This window comes from Runella sp. (assembly GCF_965279615.1).
Taxonomy (GTDB): Bacteria; Bacteroidota; Bacteroidia; order Cytophagales; family Spirosomataceae; genus Runella.
The window spans coordinates 2,259,021-2,275,857 of sequence record NZ_OZ257252.1 but is presented as its reverse complement, the minus strand read 5'-3'; the positions used below and the strand labels follow the sequence as shown (position 1 = coordinate 2,275,857).

Below are 16,837 nucleotides of genomic sequence, written 5' to 3'. Positions count from 1 at the left end.
CCCGGAATGTCTCTCCAATGTGGTATTGTCGGATTGCCGAATGTGGGCAAATCCACCCTGTTTAGTGCATTATCAAGTGCAAAGGCTGAAGCAGCCAATTATCCCTTCTGTACCATTGAACCCAACGTAGGAGTGGTAGAAGTACCCGACGGCCGGATGCAAATACTGGAAGGCTTAGTGAAGCCGCAACGTATGGTGCCTACCATCGTCGAAATCGTAGATATTGCCGGCCTTGTACGCGGCGCCAGCAAAGGTCAGGGACTGGGAAATCAGTTTTTGGCAAATATTCGTGAAGTGGATGCTATCATTCACGTGGTACGTTGCTTTGCAGATGATAACATTGTACACGTAGAAGGGCGCGTAAATCCCGTAAGCGACAAAGAGATCATTGATCTGGAGCTTCAATTGAAAGATTTAGACTCCATCGAAAAGAAATTTGCCCGGGTTGAAAAAGCTGCCCGTGTGGGAGATGCCAAAGCCAAGGTCGAACTTGAAATTATTACTCGGGTCAAAAATGCGTTGTTGCAGGGAAAAAGTGTGCGCGCAGTGGGCCTGACGGAAGAAGAAAAAGCGGCCATCTCTGATCTGCAATTGTTGACCATCAAGCCGGTCATTTACGTAGCCAACGTGGATGAATCGTCTATTATCAACGGGAACGAATATGTAGATCAATTGAAGGCAGCTATTGCGGAAGAAAAAGCCGATGTAATTGTTCTTTGCGCCGCGATTGAGTCTGAGATTGCTGAAATGGAAGATCCTGAAGAACGCGCTGTTTTTCTGGAAGAATACGGTTTGCAGGAATCGGGATTGAATAAATTGATTCGGGCATCATATCATATTCTGAACCTGATCACATACTTTACGGCGGGTGTAAAAGAAGTGCGGGCCTGGACGATTCAGCGTGGTTGGAAAGCTCCCCAGGCCGCAGGGGTGATCCATACCGACTTTGAGAAAGGATTTATTCGGGCAGAAGTAATAAAATTGCCTGATTACGAAAAATATAAAACAGAAGCTGCCTGCCGGGATGCCGGTAAAATTTCGGTTGAAGGAAAAGAGTACGTGGTGCAGGATGGTGATATCATGCACTTCCGCTTTAATGTTTGATGGTATTGTAACGTCGGCGAGGACCGGGCGTCTCCGTTCCAAACCTCGCCGACGTTTTTTAGATTACCATTCTTCTGCTTCCGCCGACTTTTTTTTGCCAAACAACGCCCGAAAGGTGCCTGACATTTGGATCATCGCATCTACCCGATTTTTGGCTTGACTCAACAAGTGAATATTAACTCCTTCTGCGATCATATGAGCCAGTGAATTTGAAAGAATGTACATTTCTTCCACATTCACTGAAAAATCGCTGACAACATATTTTTGGAAGCCCTGATCTTTGAGATCTGCAAAATAAAGGACCAAACAAAAATCCTGACCTTCGAAATAGGTAATGACCCGATTTGAATCAAACTTTTTGGGCATTTCCCGGTGGTCTACCAATCCATCCACAATCGCAACTTCTTCGTTGGTCATGTATAGATAAGGAGTCAAATATACGGGTGGTTGATAATTCATTTTGATACGTTCTGATTTTGGAATACTTAGCGATATTACTCAAAAAATGATTTTTGTTGAGCAAATCTTGTAAGTAAAAACCATATATCATAATTTATTCTATAAGTAATTTGATTATTCAAAGATTATACTTAGTTTGTTTTTAAAGTAATTTTACTCAAAAAAACAGTTAAAATCCTTAAATCACCGTTAGCCAAATTATATTTGGCTGAATTTCGCAGAAAAAGCAACCAAACAGGTTGTTTTTGAGACCAACTATCTAAAATAAAAAATTTTATTCGGAAATAAAAAAAGTGGGTAGCCTTTCGAAAGGCTACCCACTTTTTAGTTCAAAATCTATGCCGGCACATTGGTCGGCAGTAGTAAGAACTAGCGCGATATTTCCAATACTTCAAATTCCATGGCTCCGGCAGGAACTTGAAACAGCGCAACATCGCCTACTTTTTTACCTAAAAGGCCTTTGCCAATGGGGGAGCCTACGGAAATCTTGCCAAGTTTTAGATCAGCTTCTTCTTCAGACACCAGCGTGTAAGTAACCACAGCGTTGTTCTTACGGTTCTTTATTTTGACTTTAGACAAAACAGCTACCAAAGATGTATCGATAGACGATTCATCAAGAATCCGGGCGTTGCCCAAGACTTCTTCCAGCTTAGAGATTTTTGCTTCGTGCAATCCTTGTGCTTCTTTGGCGGCGTCGTATTCAGCATTTTCGCTTAAATCACCCTTGTCGCGAGCTTCAGCTATTGCTCTTGCTATTTCTTGTCGGCCCCGCGTTTTTAAGTCCTGCAATTCAGCTTTAAGCTTATTGAGACCTTCTTCGGTGTAGTACTGTATTTTAGCCATTTTGCTTTACTGTACGTTAATTGTTAATGATATGTGTTAATGGTAAAGAAATTTCTTTCACTATGGACAAAAAAAAAGAACGGTGAAATGACCGCTCTACAAACAGGATGGTAGAATCTGTCACTTCTTCTGTAAGACCGAAAAGTATTTGGCGTGTCGGTTCATAGTCGAGAATTGAATCACAAAATTAGCAATATTTGCAACTGAAATCAATATCTCCAAGGGCTTTATCCTAAAAAATAGCCTTATTGTACTACTTTAAACGTAGAATTTAACTTCTTATGGCAAGACTTCGGATTATTTTTATGGGCACGCCTGAATTTGCGGTTAGCAGTCTTCAAAAGCTTGTGGAAACCGGCGCAAATGTAGTGGCTGTTATTACCGCACCTGATAAACCCGCCGGTCGCGGCTTGCAATTGACTCCTTCCCCCGTAAAACAATATGCTGTATCGCAGGGAATTCCCGTCCTACAACCCGAAAAACTCAAAAATCCTGCTTTTTTAGAAGAATTAAGCAGTTATAAAGCTGATCTGCAAATTGTGGTTGCGTTCCGAATGTTGCCCGAAGTTGTTTGGAATATGCCGCCGAAAGGCACCTTCAACCTCCATGCATCCCTTTTGCCGCAGTACCGTGGCGCAGCGCCGATCAATTGGGCCATTATCAACGGTGAAACACAGACGGGTGTAACGACATTCTTTCTTGAACATGAAATTGATACAGGAAAAATTATTTTTCAGGAAACGGAGCCGATTCATGAATATGATACAGTAGGCACACTGTATGAGCGATTAATGCAAAAAGGCGCGGAGTTGGTGGTACGAACAGTAGAGGCAGTAGAAGAAGGCAATTACCCTCAACTACCCCAAGCTGAAGCGGGCGTTTTGAAAGCCGCGCCCAAGATATTTAAAGAAACCTGCGAGATCCAATGGAATCAATCCGCGTCGGCTATTCGTAATTTTGTGCGGGGTTTATCTCCTTATCCAACGGCTTGGACTACACTCAATGGAAAAATTTGTAAAGTATTTAAAGTGTCAACTGCCAACAAAGAAATGCAAACGGAAACGGTTGAAGTCGGGCAATTTATGACTGATCATAAGTCATTCCTACATTTTAAAACGGCTGATGGTTGGGTCGCGATTGAAGAATTGCAACTCGAAGGCAAAAAACGCATGGGGATTGAAGAATTCCTGCGCGGTGCCAAACTATAATTGAATTTCCTATTTTAACTCCATTTCGTATGCCTCCAAGTCGCATATCTGTCAGTTTGATTTTCTTCATTTGTGGATTCATTTACACCAACTGGAGTACCCGATTACCAAGTATTCAAACTCTTTTTTCGCTCAATAACAGCACCTTAGGCCTAATGCTGCTTTGTGTAGCCATTGGTTCGCTGACTTCTATGCCGCTTGCCGGATGGCTGATTGCGCGCCGTGGCAGCAAATACGCCACTACATTATCGCTTCTGTTGTTTTGTTGTTCATTATTTTTATTCCCTTTGCTCACGGTTAAATGGCACTTAGCCGTTTTTTTCTACATTATAGGAGCATTTATGGGTGCGTTGGATGTGGCAATGAATGCGCAGGCAGTAGCCATTGAGCAACGTTATCAGGCCGCGATGATGTCGTCCTTTCATGCTATTTTCAGCGTAGGTATGATGCTCGGAGCTTTGAGTGGTTCATTTTTTGTTCAATTTTCTATTACTTCTCATTTTACCATCGTTTCGGCGGGAAGTTTGCTGCTGGCTATCGGTTGCCTCTTCTTTCTGATTCCTGATACCGTTAAACCATCCAACGAAGGAGTAGCCTTTCGCATGCCCGACCGTTCGATGCTTTTTATGGGATTAATAGCTTTTTGTGCCATGTTGGGAGAGGGCGCAATGGCCGATTGGAGTACCAATTATTTGAAAAATGTTCTGCAAACCGATGCCTCCGTTGCTCCTTTGGGCTTGTCGGCGTTCTCGGCAGCAATGACGATAGGGCGTTTTGGCGGTGATAAAGTGCGTACGATTTGGGGTGATAAACGCCTGATATTCGCTAATTCTGCGCTGGCAATGCTGGGACTGATTATCGCATTGATCATTCCTTCCGTCTGGGTGGCAATTGGCGGGCTTTTTCTGGTAGGTTTGGGTATGTCAACCATCATTCCGATTGTGTACAGTACCGCCGGCCATAACAAATCTTTGCCCAATGGCGTGGGGTTGGCAATGGTGACAACCTTGGGTTATTTCGGATTTTTGTTCGGCCCGCCGGTGATCGGCTTTTTGGCGGATTCGCAGGGACTGCGGGCAGCGTTGTTGTTTGTTGTATTACTGTTTGGGATAATGCTGTTTTTAAGCCGGAAAATAGAGGAATAGTTGTCGAAAACTATTCGTTAAAATTCTGATAGATTGAATCCATGATTCGGACAAAATGCTCATAATCCTCTTCGTTAAGTTCCCCCCAACCTTGGCGACGAATTTCTTTGACCACAGGCAGCACCATTTCAAAGGTTTTTGTGCCTTCGGGCATCAAATAAATATTGAACTTGCGGCGATCTTCATCCGACATGCGTCGTTCTACCAGCCCCTTTTTAACGAGCAGATCCAAAATACGTGTCACCGTAGGAGCATCTTTAGTGGTCAGTTCTGCCAAAGTATTTTGACTGATTCCCTGATTTCTGGCTACATGGTCAATCAATACCCACTGATCTACCGTCAAGTCAAACCCGGCATCGTTGAAACGTTTTTGCAGGACATTTCGGATTTTTTTGATGGTTGTATCAATCTTGAAAAAGTAGGCACGAGAATCGGAAGGGTGAGTCATGGGGTAATAGACTAAAAGTTAAAGTATTAGCTTGCTAATATTTGTTTCGCAAATTAAGGGAGGATTTTTAAAACGGCAAAACTATCGCCAAAATGGCCAGCGCAACACAAAATTTTGTTTGGGCTGTTTTTTGCGAAAAAAGACCAAACCAACCGAAAAAAGATCAATGGTGACCGAAACAGCAGCATGAGCGGTGATATACTTCCAGGCGGCTTCCATTTCCGGCGACCAATGAATATCGTCAAATACAAAAAGACTGTCGTCATTTGCTTTGGTCAGACAGGTTTCAAAATAGCGGACGGTAGGTTCGTAGCGGTGATTGGCATCAAAAAACGCAAAATCAATATTGGAAACCGCCGCAACCTGCGCGGGCAAGGTTTCATCCAAATTTCCGACCACGACCTGAATCGGCGCCAATGTGTCAAATTGCTCAAAATTTCGTTGGGCCATTTTGGCCGTTTCGGGGCAGCCTTCAAAGGTGACGACCTGCGCATCTTTTTTGGTCGAAGCCAGATAAAGCGTTGTCATTCCCAGCGAAGTGCCGAGATCAAAAATAGTGTGATAATTAAAATGACGAATGAGACGGTAAAAAAGCCGACCTAATTGAGCTGATTTTTTGGAATGCCCGGCAATGTCGCGCACTTCGCGGATAGGAGAGGGGTTTACTTTGGAACCTGCCCCAAGATCGGTGATTTTCAGGGTTTCCCGGCTTTGAAGCATTTCGGAACGCAAGGCTTCTATGGATTCAAATTTCGGTTGTTCAGTGTCTTTCCTGATCGTATTTAAATAAAGGTCGAATACAAAAGGAGAATGAAGGCCGTGCTCGTTTTGGGCAGAAAATAAATAGCGAAAGATAGGACGAAGAAACAAAGTCAGGGAAATTGGTGGATGTAAAACTGAAAAATGTAAAACCGAGAAACTGCAAAATGATAAACCGAAAACTAAATAAGCAATCGGTTGATTTTTAGCGTATTGCAGCGTTTTGCAGAATTAGGCAAAATGATTTTAATGATTGCTTTGCCAGCACTGATGAAATGAATCAATTCAGACGATAAGGAGCGATCATTGTAAATTCAGGAATGGTCACGCGAAATTGTTTGCCGTCCATGACGCGTTCCATCAAATACGTGCCGCCCATTTTGCCCATGCTGGTGCGAAGATTGCAGCCGGATACGTATTCGTGTACTTCACCGGGTTCCAATACGGGTTGTTGTCCCACTACTCCTTCACCCTCCACTTCCCGAACGGTGCCGTTAGAATCGTGGATAAACCAGTGCCGACGCAGTAATTGTACCGTATGCTCACTGTGATTTTCAATAGTGATCCGATACGTAAATACAAAATGGGCCTGCATCGGGCTCGAATATTCGGGCTGATATTGCGTCAAAACGCTTACTCGAACGCCTTCTGTAATCGCGGATGTCATGGTTTTATGAAGCTTTACTAACTTTATAACCAAAATTAGGTTTTAATCGTTAAAAAAACCAAATCTTTGTCAAAAAAGTGCCTTGTTGTTTAAAACGAATCGCATGGGCATGCTATTTTTAACCTGATAAATGTAACCTGATACTATTTCTCCCACTTTCATTATTTCTATGGATATTAAGATTGAAGCTTCGTGGAAAACCCGATTGCAGCCTGAATTTGAACAGCAATATTTTGCTGATCTCGTGGCCTTTGTGCGACAGGAATACGCCACACAAACCATTTATCCGCCGGGCAAATTAATGTTCAACGCGTTTGACAAGTGCCCTTTTGATAAAACCAAAGTAGTGATACTGGGCCAAGACCCTTATCATGGAAAAGGGCAGGCCAATGGGCTTTGTTTTTCGGTCAATGACGGCGTTCCGACGCCTCCTTCGCTCGTTAATATTTTCAAAGAAATTCAGGATGATCTGGGAAAGCCTTTTCCACGTACAGGAAATCTTGAACGATGGGCTGAGCAGGGGGTGTTGCTGCTGAATGCTACATTGACAGTACGCGAAGGCAAGCCCGGCTCACATCAGGGCCACGGCTGGGAGCGTTTTACCGACGCCGTAATTCGTCATTTGAACGATGATAAAGAGGGACTTGTGTTTTTGCTGTGGGGCAAATACGCTCAAGACAAAGGAAAAATCATTGATTCAAAGAAGCATTTCGTTTTGAAATCAAAGCACCCTTCGCCCATGTCGGCCAATTATGGAGGATGGTTCGGAAATAAGCACTTCAGTCAGGCCAATAATTATTTAAAAGCCAAAGGCTTGCCTGAAATTGAATGGTAGGGTAAAATATATGTTGGTCCATAGAGATTGCATAAACCCAATTGCTATGGACCACCGTTTATTAACTGTTTTATAACCCTTTTTGTTTTTCTTCCAATAGCTTTTGGTATTCCTGCTCCGCGAGGTCAGCGTCGTCGGGCCGTATGTAAGCTCGGTAATATTGAGTGGCTACGCCTATTCCCCAAAAAAACAATACCCAACCCGGCCAAAAATGGTTGTGCGGTCCGGAAGTAAAATACCAAATGGCGATCAAAATGGCATTGGTGAAAAAGTAGGACATCAGATCACGTTGGAAATGAGCCCGGCGCTTGGCTACTTTCCAAAGCTTTTCATCACGTGGTTGCATGGCAAAGTGAGTTAAATGATTACTGTTTGTTCAAAAGCTTCTGATACTCACGTTCTACCATTCTTTTTTCGCTGTAAGTATAGGCTCCGAAATAATGCGATACAAGCCCTATTCCCCAACCAAATGTAGTCCATATTGGCCAAGGATACCTGGTGCCACGATCCCAAAACGCGCCAAATGCCCATAATGCCCAAAGACCGGCATTGACAAAAAGATAAACGTAAAGGTGGCTTTTGAAAGCAGCTCTTGCTTTTGCCATTTTCCAAAGTTCGGGGTCGCGTTGCGTTTCCATTGTGTTATAGAGTTTTAAGGTTGAGATGCTTGGTTTTTATAATTTGTTTTCGGCTGAATGATGTACCAAAAATAAAATGCGGTTGGGAGGTTCCCAACCGCATTCCGACGGACTTGACTTTTAAGAAGATGAATCGGGCTTTTTAAAGAGTCAATTGCCCTGTCGAATTATTTAATGGTGAAGTTGCTTGATCCAATGCGGAATCCTTCGGAATATACTTCTACACTGTATTTACCGGGACGGAATTTCTGTGCATTGTCATAGGTCATTTCAACCATTTGATTTGTATTTTGGTAGGCTACTCGATCTTTCGTGGTAAACATCATTTCCTGACCTTTCCAGTTGAATTTACCTGAGCCCATTGCTTCGTCAGAGATTACAGCACCATCAGGATCAAGAACTCGTACATAGATTTCTTTTTCGTCTGATTGCGTAAGTGGGTTAGATGGCAAAGTGAATTGCAATTTGATCTTGTCCACTCGTTTTGCTTTGTAGCTGTCATCGTCTTTGATTTTGCCTTTGGGCGTTACAGCCAATACTTTAATGTTTTCAGCTTTAAGAGCAGCACCAATAGCTACTTTTTCGCTCAACTCACGGTTTTGGCTGCTGTAGGTCATTACAGAGTCGGTAAGCTGTTGTTTAACCTGCGTTAAAGCTTCTTTTTCGGTTTTAAGACCTGTATTTTCGGTATTTAACGTTTGGTTAGTTGCCGTCAACACAGTATTTTCTTCTCTAAGTTTAGCAAGTTCCACGTCTTTGTCAGCCAAGAACTGCTCGTACTCTTTGATTTTGGCAGTATACTTAGCAATTTCAAACCGACTGTTTTTCTTCAAATTGGCTTTATCGGTTTCCAAACGTGCCTTCACTTTCATCAACTCTTCGATGTTACCGCCAAGTTGTTGAGTTTCAGCGATTTTTGCATCCAAATTACGAGAGACAGAATCTAATTTTGTCTGGGTAAATGCGAGCTCTTTTGCTTTTTCTACGATCGCTACCTCTTTTGTCTCGGTTTGATCTTTTTGATCAAAATACATAAATCCAAATGCACCCGCTGCCAACGTCATGATAACTAGTCCTACCCAAGCGAATGTACCCTTGCTTTGCTGATTGCTTTCCATAATTGTAACTGTTTGATTTGTGAAACATGAGTTAAAAGAAAAGTAAAGCAATTTGTCATTTATAGTTTTTGTACGATGGTTGTGTTAAAGGTGGTTAAAATACCATTCCACTCAATTTTTTTAGGCTTTTTGGCCTGTTTTTACTTTTTGAGCGAGGTTTTATTTCCCCATTTTGTAGAAAATTATATAAAATTTTACCCCAAGAGTCTAAATTTTAGTATTTTTCAAAGTACTGATAAGCCTTTTTCAGGAATGTGTTTCCGGTAAGGTAACGAAAGGCAAAGTTGAAATAATATAAAAAGACCGGAAAAGGGGAAAAAGATGGCGTAAATCAGGCTGTAATTTTAGCTTTGCAGGAAGAAACCGAATTCCTTGGCTTTGTTTTATCTGCGTTAATTTAGGCTATTTTTGTCCATAACAGCCCCTTTCTAACAATATCAATCATTAATCCATTTTTATTATGTCTAACGACGAAATTGTAGATATCCTTGAACTTACCGGTAAACTGCTTGAACTCCATGATGCTGATGCTTTTAAGATACGCACCTATACTTCTGCCTCCTTTAACCTGAGTCGCCTCAATGACCGGGATTTGACAACGATGTCTGCGGCAGAGTTGACGCAATTGCCGGGAGTGGGTAAGAGCATGGCGGGCAAGATTCAGGAGATCGTGCAGACGGGACGATTGGCGGAACTTGAGCAACTCATCGCGCAAACACCCGTTGGCGTGCTTGATATGTTTAAAATAAAAGGAATTGGTGCAAAAAAGATCGGGACCATATGGCGACAATTGGGCATTGAAACCATTGAAGGTTTGCGAGAGGCGTGCGAGACCGGTCAGATCGCTAAATTGAAAGGTTTTGGCGAAAGCACTCAGCAAAAGATTCTTGCGTCGATGGCATTTTTACAAAGCCAAGTAGGAAAAGTACGTATGGATAAAGCCGCAATTTTGGCGGATCTGATTTTACAGGAACTTCAAAAACGTTTTCAAAATGTGGCGATTACGGGAGAAATAGCCCGGAAGAACGAAACGGTTGAAACGATACAGCTATTGATCGGTACGGAGTCGCCGGTAGTGGCGATGCGCCAAATCAATGAAGTGGGTTGGTTGTTGCAAAACGAGAAACTGTCGTCTCCTTTTGTGTGGCGTGGTAAGATCGTAGATCGCAGTACAGCCACAGAATTACCACCGCAGGGCGAAGAAGTAGAACAGAAAAAGACGCTGGAAATTCAGGTGGAAATCGTGCTTGCGTACCCAAGTAAATTTGAAACCGAACGCTTTATATTAGAAAGTACCGAGGCTCATTTAGGGCAACCAACGGCGTTGGGCAATTCATTGTTGGCGGTAGCATATGGAATTGCGTCTGTACAATCAGCGGAAGAGATTTACCAAAAAGCCGAATTGCCGTACGTAGTTCCCGAAATGCGCGAAGGAATGGGTGAATTTGATTGGTTGGCTAAGTACAAAAATGAAGATTTGATCACGTGGGATGATCTGCGGGGAATTCTGCATAATCACAGCACCTACTCCGACGGAAAGCACAGTCTGGAAGTAATGGCGCGGTATTGTCAGGAATTGGGGTTTGAATATTTGGGCATCGCCGATCACTCACAAACGGCAAGTTATGCCAATGGCCTTCGCGCAGATCGCGTCAAACTGCAACACGAAGAGATTGATCGTTTAAATCAATCATTGGCTTTAAATGCAACCAAGCCGTTCAAAATTCTCAAAGGAATTGAGTCGGATATTCTCGGTGACGGTTCTTTGGACTACCCTGAAGAAGTACTGAAAACCTTTGATTATGTGGTGGCATCTGTTCACAGCAACCTTACCATGAACCTCGAAAAAGCAACGAGTCGATTATTGGCAGCCATTGAAAATCCCTACACTACTATTTTAGGGCATCCTACCGGGCGTTTATTACTGGCCCGTGAAGGTTATCCTATTGATCATAAAGTAATCATTGACGCATGTGCCCAACACGGGGTTGTGATTGAGATCAATGCAAGCCCGTGGCGTTTGGACCTGGATTGGCGTTGGATCCGGTATTGTATGGATAAAGGCGTAATGCTCAGCATCAATCCCGATGCGCACCAAAAAGAAGGGTATTTTGACATGCACTACGGCGTAAACGTTGCCAGAAAAGGAGGTCTAACCAAAGAAATGACGTTCAATGCGTTAAGTTTGGCACAAATCGAAGACTATTTACAGAAAAGGGAAAAAGTGTAGAGAAAAAAGTGCAAAGAATATAAATGTAAAAAGAAGAAGCGTGATTTCGCTTCTCCTTTTTTTGATAAAAAAGTCAATTTATTTTTTTACAAAACGTACATAGATCTCTCTCAATGGTTTTTGATTGGTACCGGTTGGAGTTACACCGCTGCCGCGCCCTTCAGCATCGATCCGAATATAGCTGATGCCTGATTTGATCAATGCGTCTTTTATGGCAAAAACACGCTTCACTGAAAGCACCTTGTTGGTTAAGGGAGCTTTTGCATCATTGGCATAACCTACCAATTTTATCTGTGCGTTGGGGTATTTTTTGAGTAGATCAGCCAGCACAGCTACGGGAGCATTGGCATCGGCTTTCAATTGAGCGGTATTATCTTCATAGTCCACTTTCTCAAACTTAAATACTTTTCCAATCGGTGCAGCAGTATTTTCGAGATATGCAGCCATTGGGTCGGCGGTAAGCGGAGCGGCTGTTGCGGCGGGGGTAGTTGGAGTAATAGTTATGGTATCTTTTGCCAAAGAATCTTTTACGACAGGCGGTTCTTGGATGGTACGCGCTTCTACCATAGTAGAGTCGGTCTCGTCATCACTTATGTCTGCGGCCATTTGCCGCTGATTCCAGAAGTAAACACCTGCTGCGATGGCTCCCACTACCAATGCGCCGATGCCTATCCATTTAAGGTAAGGTTGATAATCAGCTTGCTGCTGCATATCTACGCCTACGACAAAAGGCTGCGAAGCACTTCCCTTTTCGGTGCCCGCCGCTCTTGATACTATGCCTGACTCTTCAGTACGCGGAACGGCAAAGTTTTGCAACAGGTATTGAATACCCATTGTTTCGATCAGTTTGTCGTTAAGGTCAGGAAGAATGGTAAGCATCCCTTCCCGTTGGTCACCCAAATAAGCGGCCAGTGACTCAGCATCTAATTTCTTCTCATTGATTTTTCGTTTAAGGACCGACATCACGATGGGCATCGCTACACCGCATAACGAAGACACCAACGAATTTTGAGTGCCGGCATATTTAGCAACCATACTGCTGATGGCGCTTTTAAGGCCGGGCAGTACTGTATTCAGGTCTTTTTCACCGACGGCTTTCAGCTTGTCAAACTCGACTTCGTTTTTTAAGATATTTCCTATGTGCTCCGGTTCAAATTCGATTTTTTTAGCCTGATTAAAAACCAGTTTCATGCCTGACTCGGTCGTGACTCGCTTGATCAATCCGCCCACAAGGGAGACGCCCAATGCGTCAAATATCTTTTGTATTTTCTCGGGTTTTTCATGTTTCTGTGCTGCAATTTGACCTATCACCCCCTCAGTCAAAGCCTCTTTCAACGATGCAAAAAAGTTCATTTTAAAAAATCAGTTAATTGGTTAGAGTATAAGGTTGGAACGAAAAAACGTGGTGAAATCGGTAACAATGCCGCCTCGTTTTACTACCTCTCTTTTGTTCTCTTTCTGAAAATGGGCGGAAAGTTACTTAAAATAGTAGATAGTCTAACAGACTCGACCCGACAGTTTTTGAGTATTATTACTAAACGATATGCCAATCCAAAGAAAGATAGGCTGATGTGCACGTAGATTCTTTACCTTTGCGCTATAAAAAATAACCAAACTGTTTGACACTTGAAGCGCTCAACTGATTCTCTTCCGATTGTTTTTGTTACCGGGACAAATGGCCTTATTGGCAGTGTGGTAGTTCGAAGATTGTTAAAGGAAGGATACCCCGTACGAGGATTGCGGCGCGCTGAGAGCGATGTGCGTTTATTACAGGATATTTATTCGCAAATTGAGTGGATAGAAGGAGATATATTGGATGTAATTACGCTCGAAAAAGCCTTGGAAGGAGTGAGTTACGTTGTTCACACTGCTGCTGTGGTATCGTTCATTCCCCGCGATCGCACGCAGATGTATGAGATAAATGTCAGAGGAACAGCTAATGTAGTTAATGCGGCTTTGACGGCAGGAATCAAAAAGCTTGCGTTTGTAAGCTCCGTGGCGGCTCTCGGTAGACCCAATCCCAATAAGTCAGCAGAGAATGAATTGATCGTCATTGACGAAGAGCAAAAATGGGAAGAATCTTCTTTGAATTCCCACTATGGAAAAAGCAAGTATTTGGCAGAGTTGGAAGTATGGCGCGGAGTAGCCGAAGGACTTTCGGCGGTAGTGGTCAATCCGAGTATGGTGTTGGGAGAAGGAGATTGGCAGCGCAGCAGCACGCAGTTGTTTAAATATGTATATGACGAAAAAAAATACTATACCGAAGGACTTGTTAATTATGTTGATGTGGAAGATGTAGCAGAAGCAATGGTTAAATTGCTTTTTTCCGCTATTAAAAATGAACGCTACATTCTGAGTGCCGGGCACGTGACCTACCGGGAATTATTTACAAAAATAGCCGACGCTTTCGGAAAACAACCTCCTGTAAAAGCTGTATCTTCGTTCATGGCTGAAACGATATGGCGGTTTGAAGCTGTACGTTCGTGGCTTACGGGAAGTAAACCGTTGATCACCAAAGAAACGGCAAAAACGGCCCGTACCAAATTGGTATATGACGGGCAGAAAATAAAAAAGGCAATTGATTTTGAGTATAAAACATTGAATGAAACAGTGAAACGGGTCTGTAATGCTTTGAAGAAATAAGAAATTGTAACACAACACCTAAACCTGAAATATTCTTGATTTTATGAAACAGATGCTTTGGATTCTGTGCTTATTAAGCTTGTGGCCTATTGAACACGCCTTCAGTCAGATTAATCCGGTTGAAATAACCTATACCAACAATGCTGACAAAAAAGAGTATACCTTTCAATATCAGAACAACACTTACATTGACTATGCAGTAAAACTGAATTTCTCGAATTTACAGGGAGGAACCTGTACCTGTTCGTTGCCGTATGTAGGTTCTGTTTCAACAGGAAAGGGCAGTCTGTTTACGCTTAAACCTTCGCAGGATAACCAGGGAATTTCATTTCGATTTAGTTATAAATACCAAAAAGGACGTTTGCTCAACAAACCCCCTAAGCCTTACATCTACCTGTTCCCATTTTCAAAAATACAGGCGCACCGAGCCAATCAGACACAAAATATTCTGGAACTCATTGCCGGAAAGAAAGTTACAGACTTTTATGGTATGTCTTTTCAGATGAAAAAAGGAGATACCGTATTTGCCGCCCGTCGCGGGATTGTGAGTGAAATAAAAAATGAATTTGATACCCACGCCGAAGGGGTATGGTTTTCAAGCAATACCAATTTTGTTGAGATTTTTCACCAAGACGGTACTTTTGGGAAATACAATCGCTTCAAAAAAGGCACGATTCTGGTAAAAGAAGGTCAACAGGTAGAAGCAGGAGAACCTATTGGCGTAGTTGCTGATGATACTTTTGAAGGAAACATGCTTGTCCAATTTACTGTTTACTATTTGGATAGAGCAAAGGCTTTTATAGATACAGGCCACTCATTCACGTATGTAATACCTACTTTTTATTCCACTACTACTCCCGCAGGAGTGGTGCTTCAACAGGGAGCTTTTTATACGTCTGATTTTCCTGAAAGTATTGTTACGCAAGAGATGACGAAGCGAGAACTGAAAAAGTGGAAAGAGGCGAAACAGTAAACTTTCCGAAAGACCGGGCCAGAGCCCGGCCTTTCGGAAAGTTTACCGCTGAATTTTTATGCCATCAATTTCCTGTATTTGATCCGCGTTGGTGTGGCTTCTGTACCAAGGCGTTTGCGGCGATTTTCTTCGTAATCCGAGAAGTTGCCTTCAAACCAATATACTTGCGAATCACCTTCAAAAGCTAAGATGTGCGTGCAAAGTCGGTCTAAGAACCAACGGTCGTGGGAGATGATTACCGCACAGCCCGCAAAATTCTCAAGCCCTTCTTCAAGCGCACGTAAGGTGTTGATGTCTAAGTCGTTGGTAGGTTCATCAAGCAATAATACGTTGCCGCCTTCTTTGAGCATCATGGCCAAGTGAACGCGGTTGCGTTCGCCTCCCGATAGGTTGCCGATTTTCTTCTCCTGATCACTTCCCGAAAAATTAAAACGGCTCACATAGGCCCGGGCATTGGACTGTTTCCCTCCCAGAATGATCCATTCATTTCCTTCGGAGATTTGTTGAAATACCGTTTTGCCGGCATCCAACTGATTATGCTCTTGATCAGCATAGGCAATCTGTACCGTCTCGCCGATGGTAATAGTGCCGCTGTCCGGTTTTTCCTGTCCGGTAATGAGTTTGAAAAGCGTTGATTTACCCGCACCGTTTGGCCCGATGATCCCCACAATTCCCGCAGGAGGTAGTGAAAATGTTAGGTTTTCGAACAACAATTTGTCGCCGTACGCTTTCGAAACCCCTTCCATTTCGATCACTTTGTTGCCCAATCTCGGCCCGGAAGGAATGTATAACTCCAAGCGTTCTTCTTTTTGTTTGCCGTCTTCGTCCAGCAGTTTTTCGTAGGCGCTCAAACGGGCTTTTGATTTTGCCTGACGGGCTTTGGGAGCCAAACGTACCCACTCCAACTCACGTTGGAGGCTTTTCTGGCGTTTCGATTCCTGTTTTTCTTCTTTGGCTAAGCGATTTTGTTTTTGTTCCAACCATGAAGAGTAATTACCTTTCCACGGAATTCCTTCGCCACGGTCGAGTTCAAGGATCCAACCTGCCACATTATCAAGGAAATACCGGTCGTGGGTAACGGCAATGACCGTGCCTTCATACTGTCGAAGGTGTTCTTCCAACCACAAAACTGACTCGGCATCCAAGTGGTTGGTAGGTTCATCAAGAAGGAGTACATCGGGCTTTTTAAGCAATAATCGACAGAGCGCTACGCGGCGTTTTTCTCCGCCGGAAAGATTGGCAATGAGCGCATCCGGTGGCGGACAACGCAGTGCATCCATGGCACGCTCCAACTTGTTGTCCAGATCCCACGCGTCGAGGGTATCCAACTTTTCCTGTACTTCACCCTGACGCTCCAATAGTTTATCAAAATCAGCATCAGGATCACCGAATGCTTCATTAATTTGGTCAAATTCTTTCAATAAATCCACCACTTCCTGCGTTCCTTCCTGTACTACTTCGAGTACGGTTTTGTTAGGATCGAATTGGGGCTCCTGTTCAAGCATTCCTACGGTATAGCCCGGCGAGAAAACCACATCTCCGGTATAGTTTTTGTCTATACCTGCTATAATACGTAAAAGAGTAGATTTTCCGGAACCATTTAGGCCTAAAACACCTATCTTGGCACCATAGAAAAAGGATAAGTAAATGTTTTTAATGATTTGTCGATTGGGAGGAATTACTTTACTTACCCTCGACATTGAGAAAATAATAGTTTCGTTACTCATTTTTTGCTTATTTTGTGGAGGCAAATATCGTTAAAAATAG

The 16,837-nt window shown here is 43.1% G+C and carries 17 protein-coding genes; 7 read left to right on the top strand and 10 right to left on the bottom strand.

From position 1 onward, the window contains the following. Positions 1–6 precede the first annotated feature (6 nt). On the top strand, positions 7–1,104 hold the full coding sequence (ychF, locus tag ACQY73_RS09935) for a redox-regulated ATPase YchF (protein ID WP_428664952.1): 1,098 nt from the start codon (positions 7–9) through the stop codon (positions 1,102–1,104). Between the two features lie 63 nt (positions 1,105–1,167). On the opposite strand, the gene ACQY73_RS09930 is transcribed toward ychF, so the two are convergent. Both ACQY73_RS09930 and greA read right to left on the bottom strand, forming a co-directional pair. Continuing rightward, positions 1,168–1,563, bottom strand: coding sequence for a hypothetical protein (locus ACQY73_RS09930; protein WP_428664949.1), 396 nt, complete (start codon positions 1,561–1,563; stop codon positions 1,168–1,170). Positions 1,564–1,932: 369 nt separating this feature from the next. After that, positions 1,933–2,406 carry a transcription elongation factor GreA gene (greA, locus tag ACQY73_RS09925; protein WP_428664947.1) on the bottom strand — a complete coding sequence of 158 codons (474 nt, stop codon included), beginning with the start codon at positions 2,404–2,406 and terminating at the stop codon, positions 1,933–1,935. Between the two features lie 305 nt (positions 2,407–2,711). On the opposite strand from greA, the gene fmt reads away from it, so the two are divergent. Both fmt and ACQY73_RS09915 read left to right on the top strand, forming a co-directional pair. Next, positions 2,712–3,614, top strand: a complete 903-nt coding sequence (fmt, locus tag ACQY73_RS09920) for a methionyl-tRNA formyltransferase (protein WP_428668443.1) — start codon at positions 2,712–2,714, stop codon at positions 3,612–3,614. A 29-nt stretch (positions 3,615–3,643) separates the two neighbouring features. Further along, entirely contained in the window at positions 3,644–4,759 is a 1,116-nt protein-coding gene (locus tag ACQY73_RS09915) for an MFS transporter (RefSeq protein ID WP_428664944.1), read from the top strand. A gap of 10 nt (positions 4,760–4,769) precedes the next feature. On the opposite strand, the gene ACQY73_RS09910 is transcribed toward ACQY73_RS09915, so the two are convergent. The 3 genes from ACQY73_RS09910 to apaG form a co-directional block, all read right to left on the bottom strand. Continuing rightward, positions 4,770–5,207: a MarR family winged helix-turn-helix transcriptional regulator gene (locus ACQY73_RS09910; protein ID WP_428664941.1), complete on the bottom strand. Its 438-nt coding sequence runs from the start codon at positions 5,205–5,207 to the stop codon at positions 4,770–4,772. Positions 5,208–5,288: 81 nt separating this feature from the next. Next, complete coding sequence (locus ACQY73_RS09905; RefSeq protein ID WP_428664938.1) at positions 5,289–6,077, bottom strand: O-methyltransferase; 789 nt, start codon at positions 6,075–6,077, stop codon at positions 5,289–5,291. Positions 6,078–6,246: 169 nt separating this feature from the next. Next, positions 6,247–6,633: a Co2+/Mg2+ efflux protein ApaG gene (gene apaG, locus ACQY73_RS09900; RefSeq protein ID WP_428664935.1), complete on the bottom strand. Its 387-nt coding sequence runs from the start codon at positions 6,631–6,633 to the stop codon at positions 6,247–6,249. A 169-nt stretch (positions 6,634–6,802) separates the two neighbouring features. Here apaG and ung point away from each other — a divergent pair, with 169 nt between their 5' ends. After that, positions 6,803–7,468 (top strand): uracil-DNA glycosylase, encoded by a 666-nt coding sequence (gene ung / locus ACQY73_RS09895; protein ID WP_428664932.1) that lies wholly within the window; start codon positions 6,803–6,805, stop codon positions 7,466–7,468. 70 nt (positions 7,469–7,538) lie between these two features. Here ung and ACQY73_RS09890 read toward each other — a convergent pair whose 3' ends face one another. The 3 genes from ACQY73_RS09890 to ACQY73_RS09880 all read right to left on the bottom strand — a co-directional run bounded on the left by ACQY73_RS09890 (position 7,539) and on the right by ACQY73_RS09880 (position 9,224). Continuing rightward, entirely contained in the window at positions 7,539–7,814 is a 276-nt protein-coding gene (locus tag ACQY73_RS09890) for a 2TM domain-containing protein (protein WP_428664930.1), read from the bottom strand. Between the two features lie 19 nt (positions 7,815–7,833). Next, the gene (locus ACQY73_RS09885) at positions 7,834–8,106 is read right to left on the bottom strand and encodes a 2TM domain-containing protein (protein WP_428664928.1); all 273 of its coding nucleotides are present in this window, start codon (positions 8,104–8,106) and stop codon (positions 7,834–7,836) included. Positions 8,107–8,273: 167 nt separating this feature from the next. After that, positions 8,274–9,224: a hypothetical protein gene (locus ACQY73_RS09880; RefSeq protein ID WP_428664925.1), complete on the bottom strand. Its 951-nt coding sequence runs from the start codon at positions 9,222–9,224 to the stop codon at positions 8,274–8,276. A 460-nt stretch (positions 9,225–9,684) separates the two neighbouring features. Here ACQY73_RS09880 and ACQY73_RS09875 point away from each other — a divergent pair, with 460 nt between their 5' ends. Next, positions 9,685–11,454: a helix-hairpin-helix domain-containing protein gene (locus ACQY73_RS09875; protein ID WP_428664922.1), complete on the top strand. Its 1,770-nt coding sequence runs from the start codon at positions 9,685–9,687 to the stop codon at positions 11,452–11,454. A 78-nt stretch (positions 11,455–11,532) separates the two neighbouring features. Here the strand turns inward: ACQY73_RS09875 and ACQY73_RS09870 are convergent, their stop codons facing one another. After that, positions 11,533–12,807 (bottom strand): DUF937 domain-containing protein, encoded by a 1,275-nt coding sequence (locus ACQY73_RS09870; protein ID WP_428664919.1) that lies wholly within the window; start codon positions 12,805–12,807, stop codon positions 11,533–11,535. Positions 12,808–13,080: 273 nt separating this feature from the next. On the opposite strand from ACQY73_RS09870, the gene ACQY73_RS09865 reads away from it, so the two are divergent. Continuing rightward, entirely contained in the window at positions 13,081–14,097 is a 1,017-nt protein-coding gene (locus tag ACQY73_RS09865; protein ID WP_428664917.1) for an NAD-dependent epimerase/dehydratase family protein, read from the top strand. Positions 14,098–14,140: 43 nt separating this feature from the next. Beyond that, positions 14,141–15,070, top strand: a complete 930-nt coding sequence (locus ACQY73_RS09860; RefSeq protein ID WP_428664914.1) for a M23 family metallopeptidase — start codon at positions 14,141–14,143, stop codon at positions 15,068–15,070. Positions 15,071–15,126: 56 nt separating this feature from the next. Here ACQY73_RS09860 and ettA read toward each other — a convergent pair whose 3' ends face one another. Further along, entirely contained in the window at positions 15,127–16,797 is a 1,671-nt protein-coding gene (ettA, locus tag ACQY73_RS09855) for an energy-dependent translational throttle protein EttA (RefSeq protein ID WP_428664911.1), read from the bottom strand. Positions 16,798–16,837 lie beyond the last annotated feature (40 nt).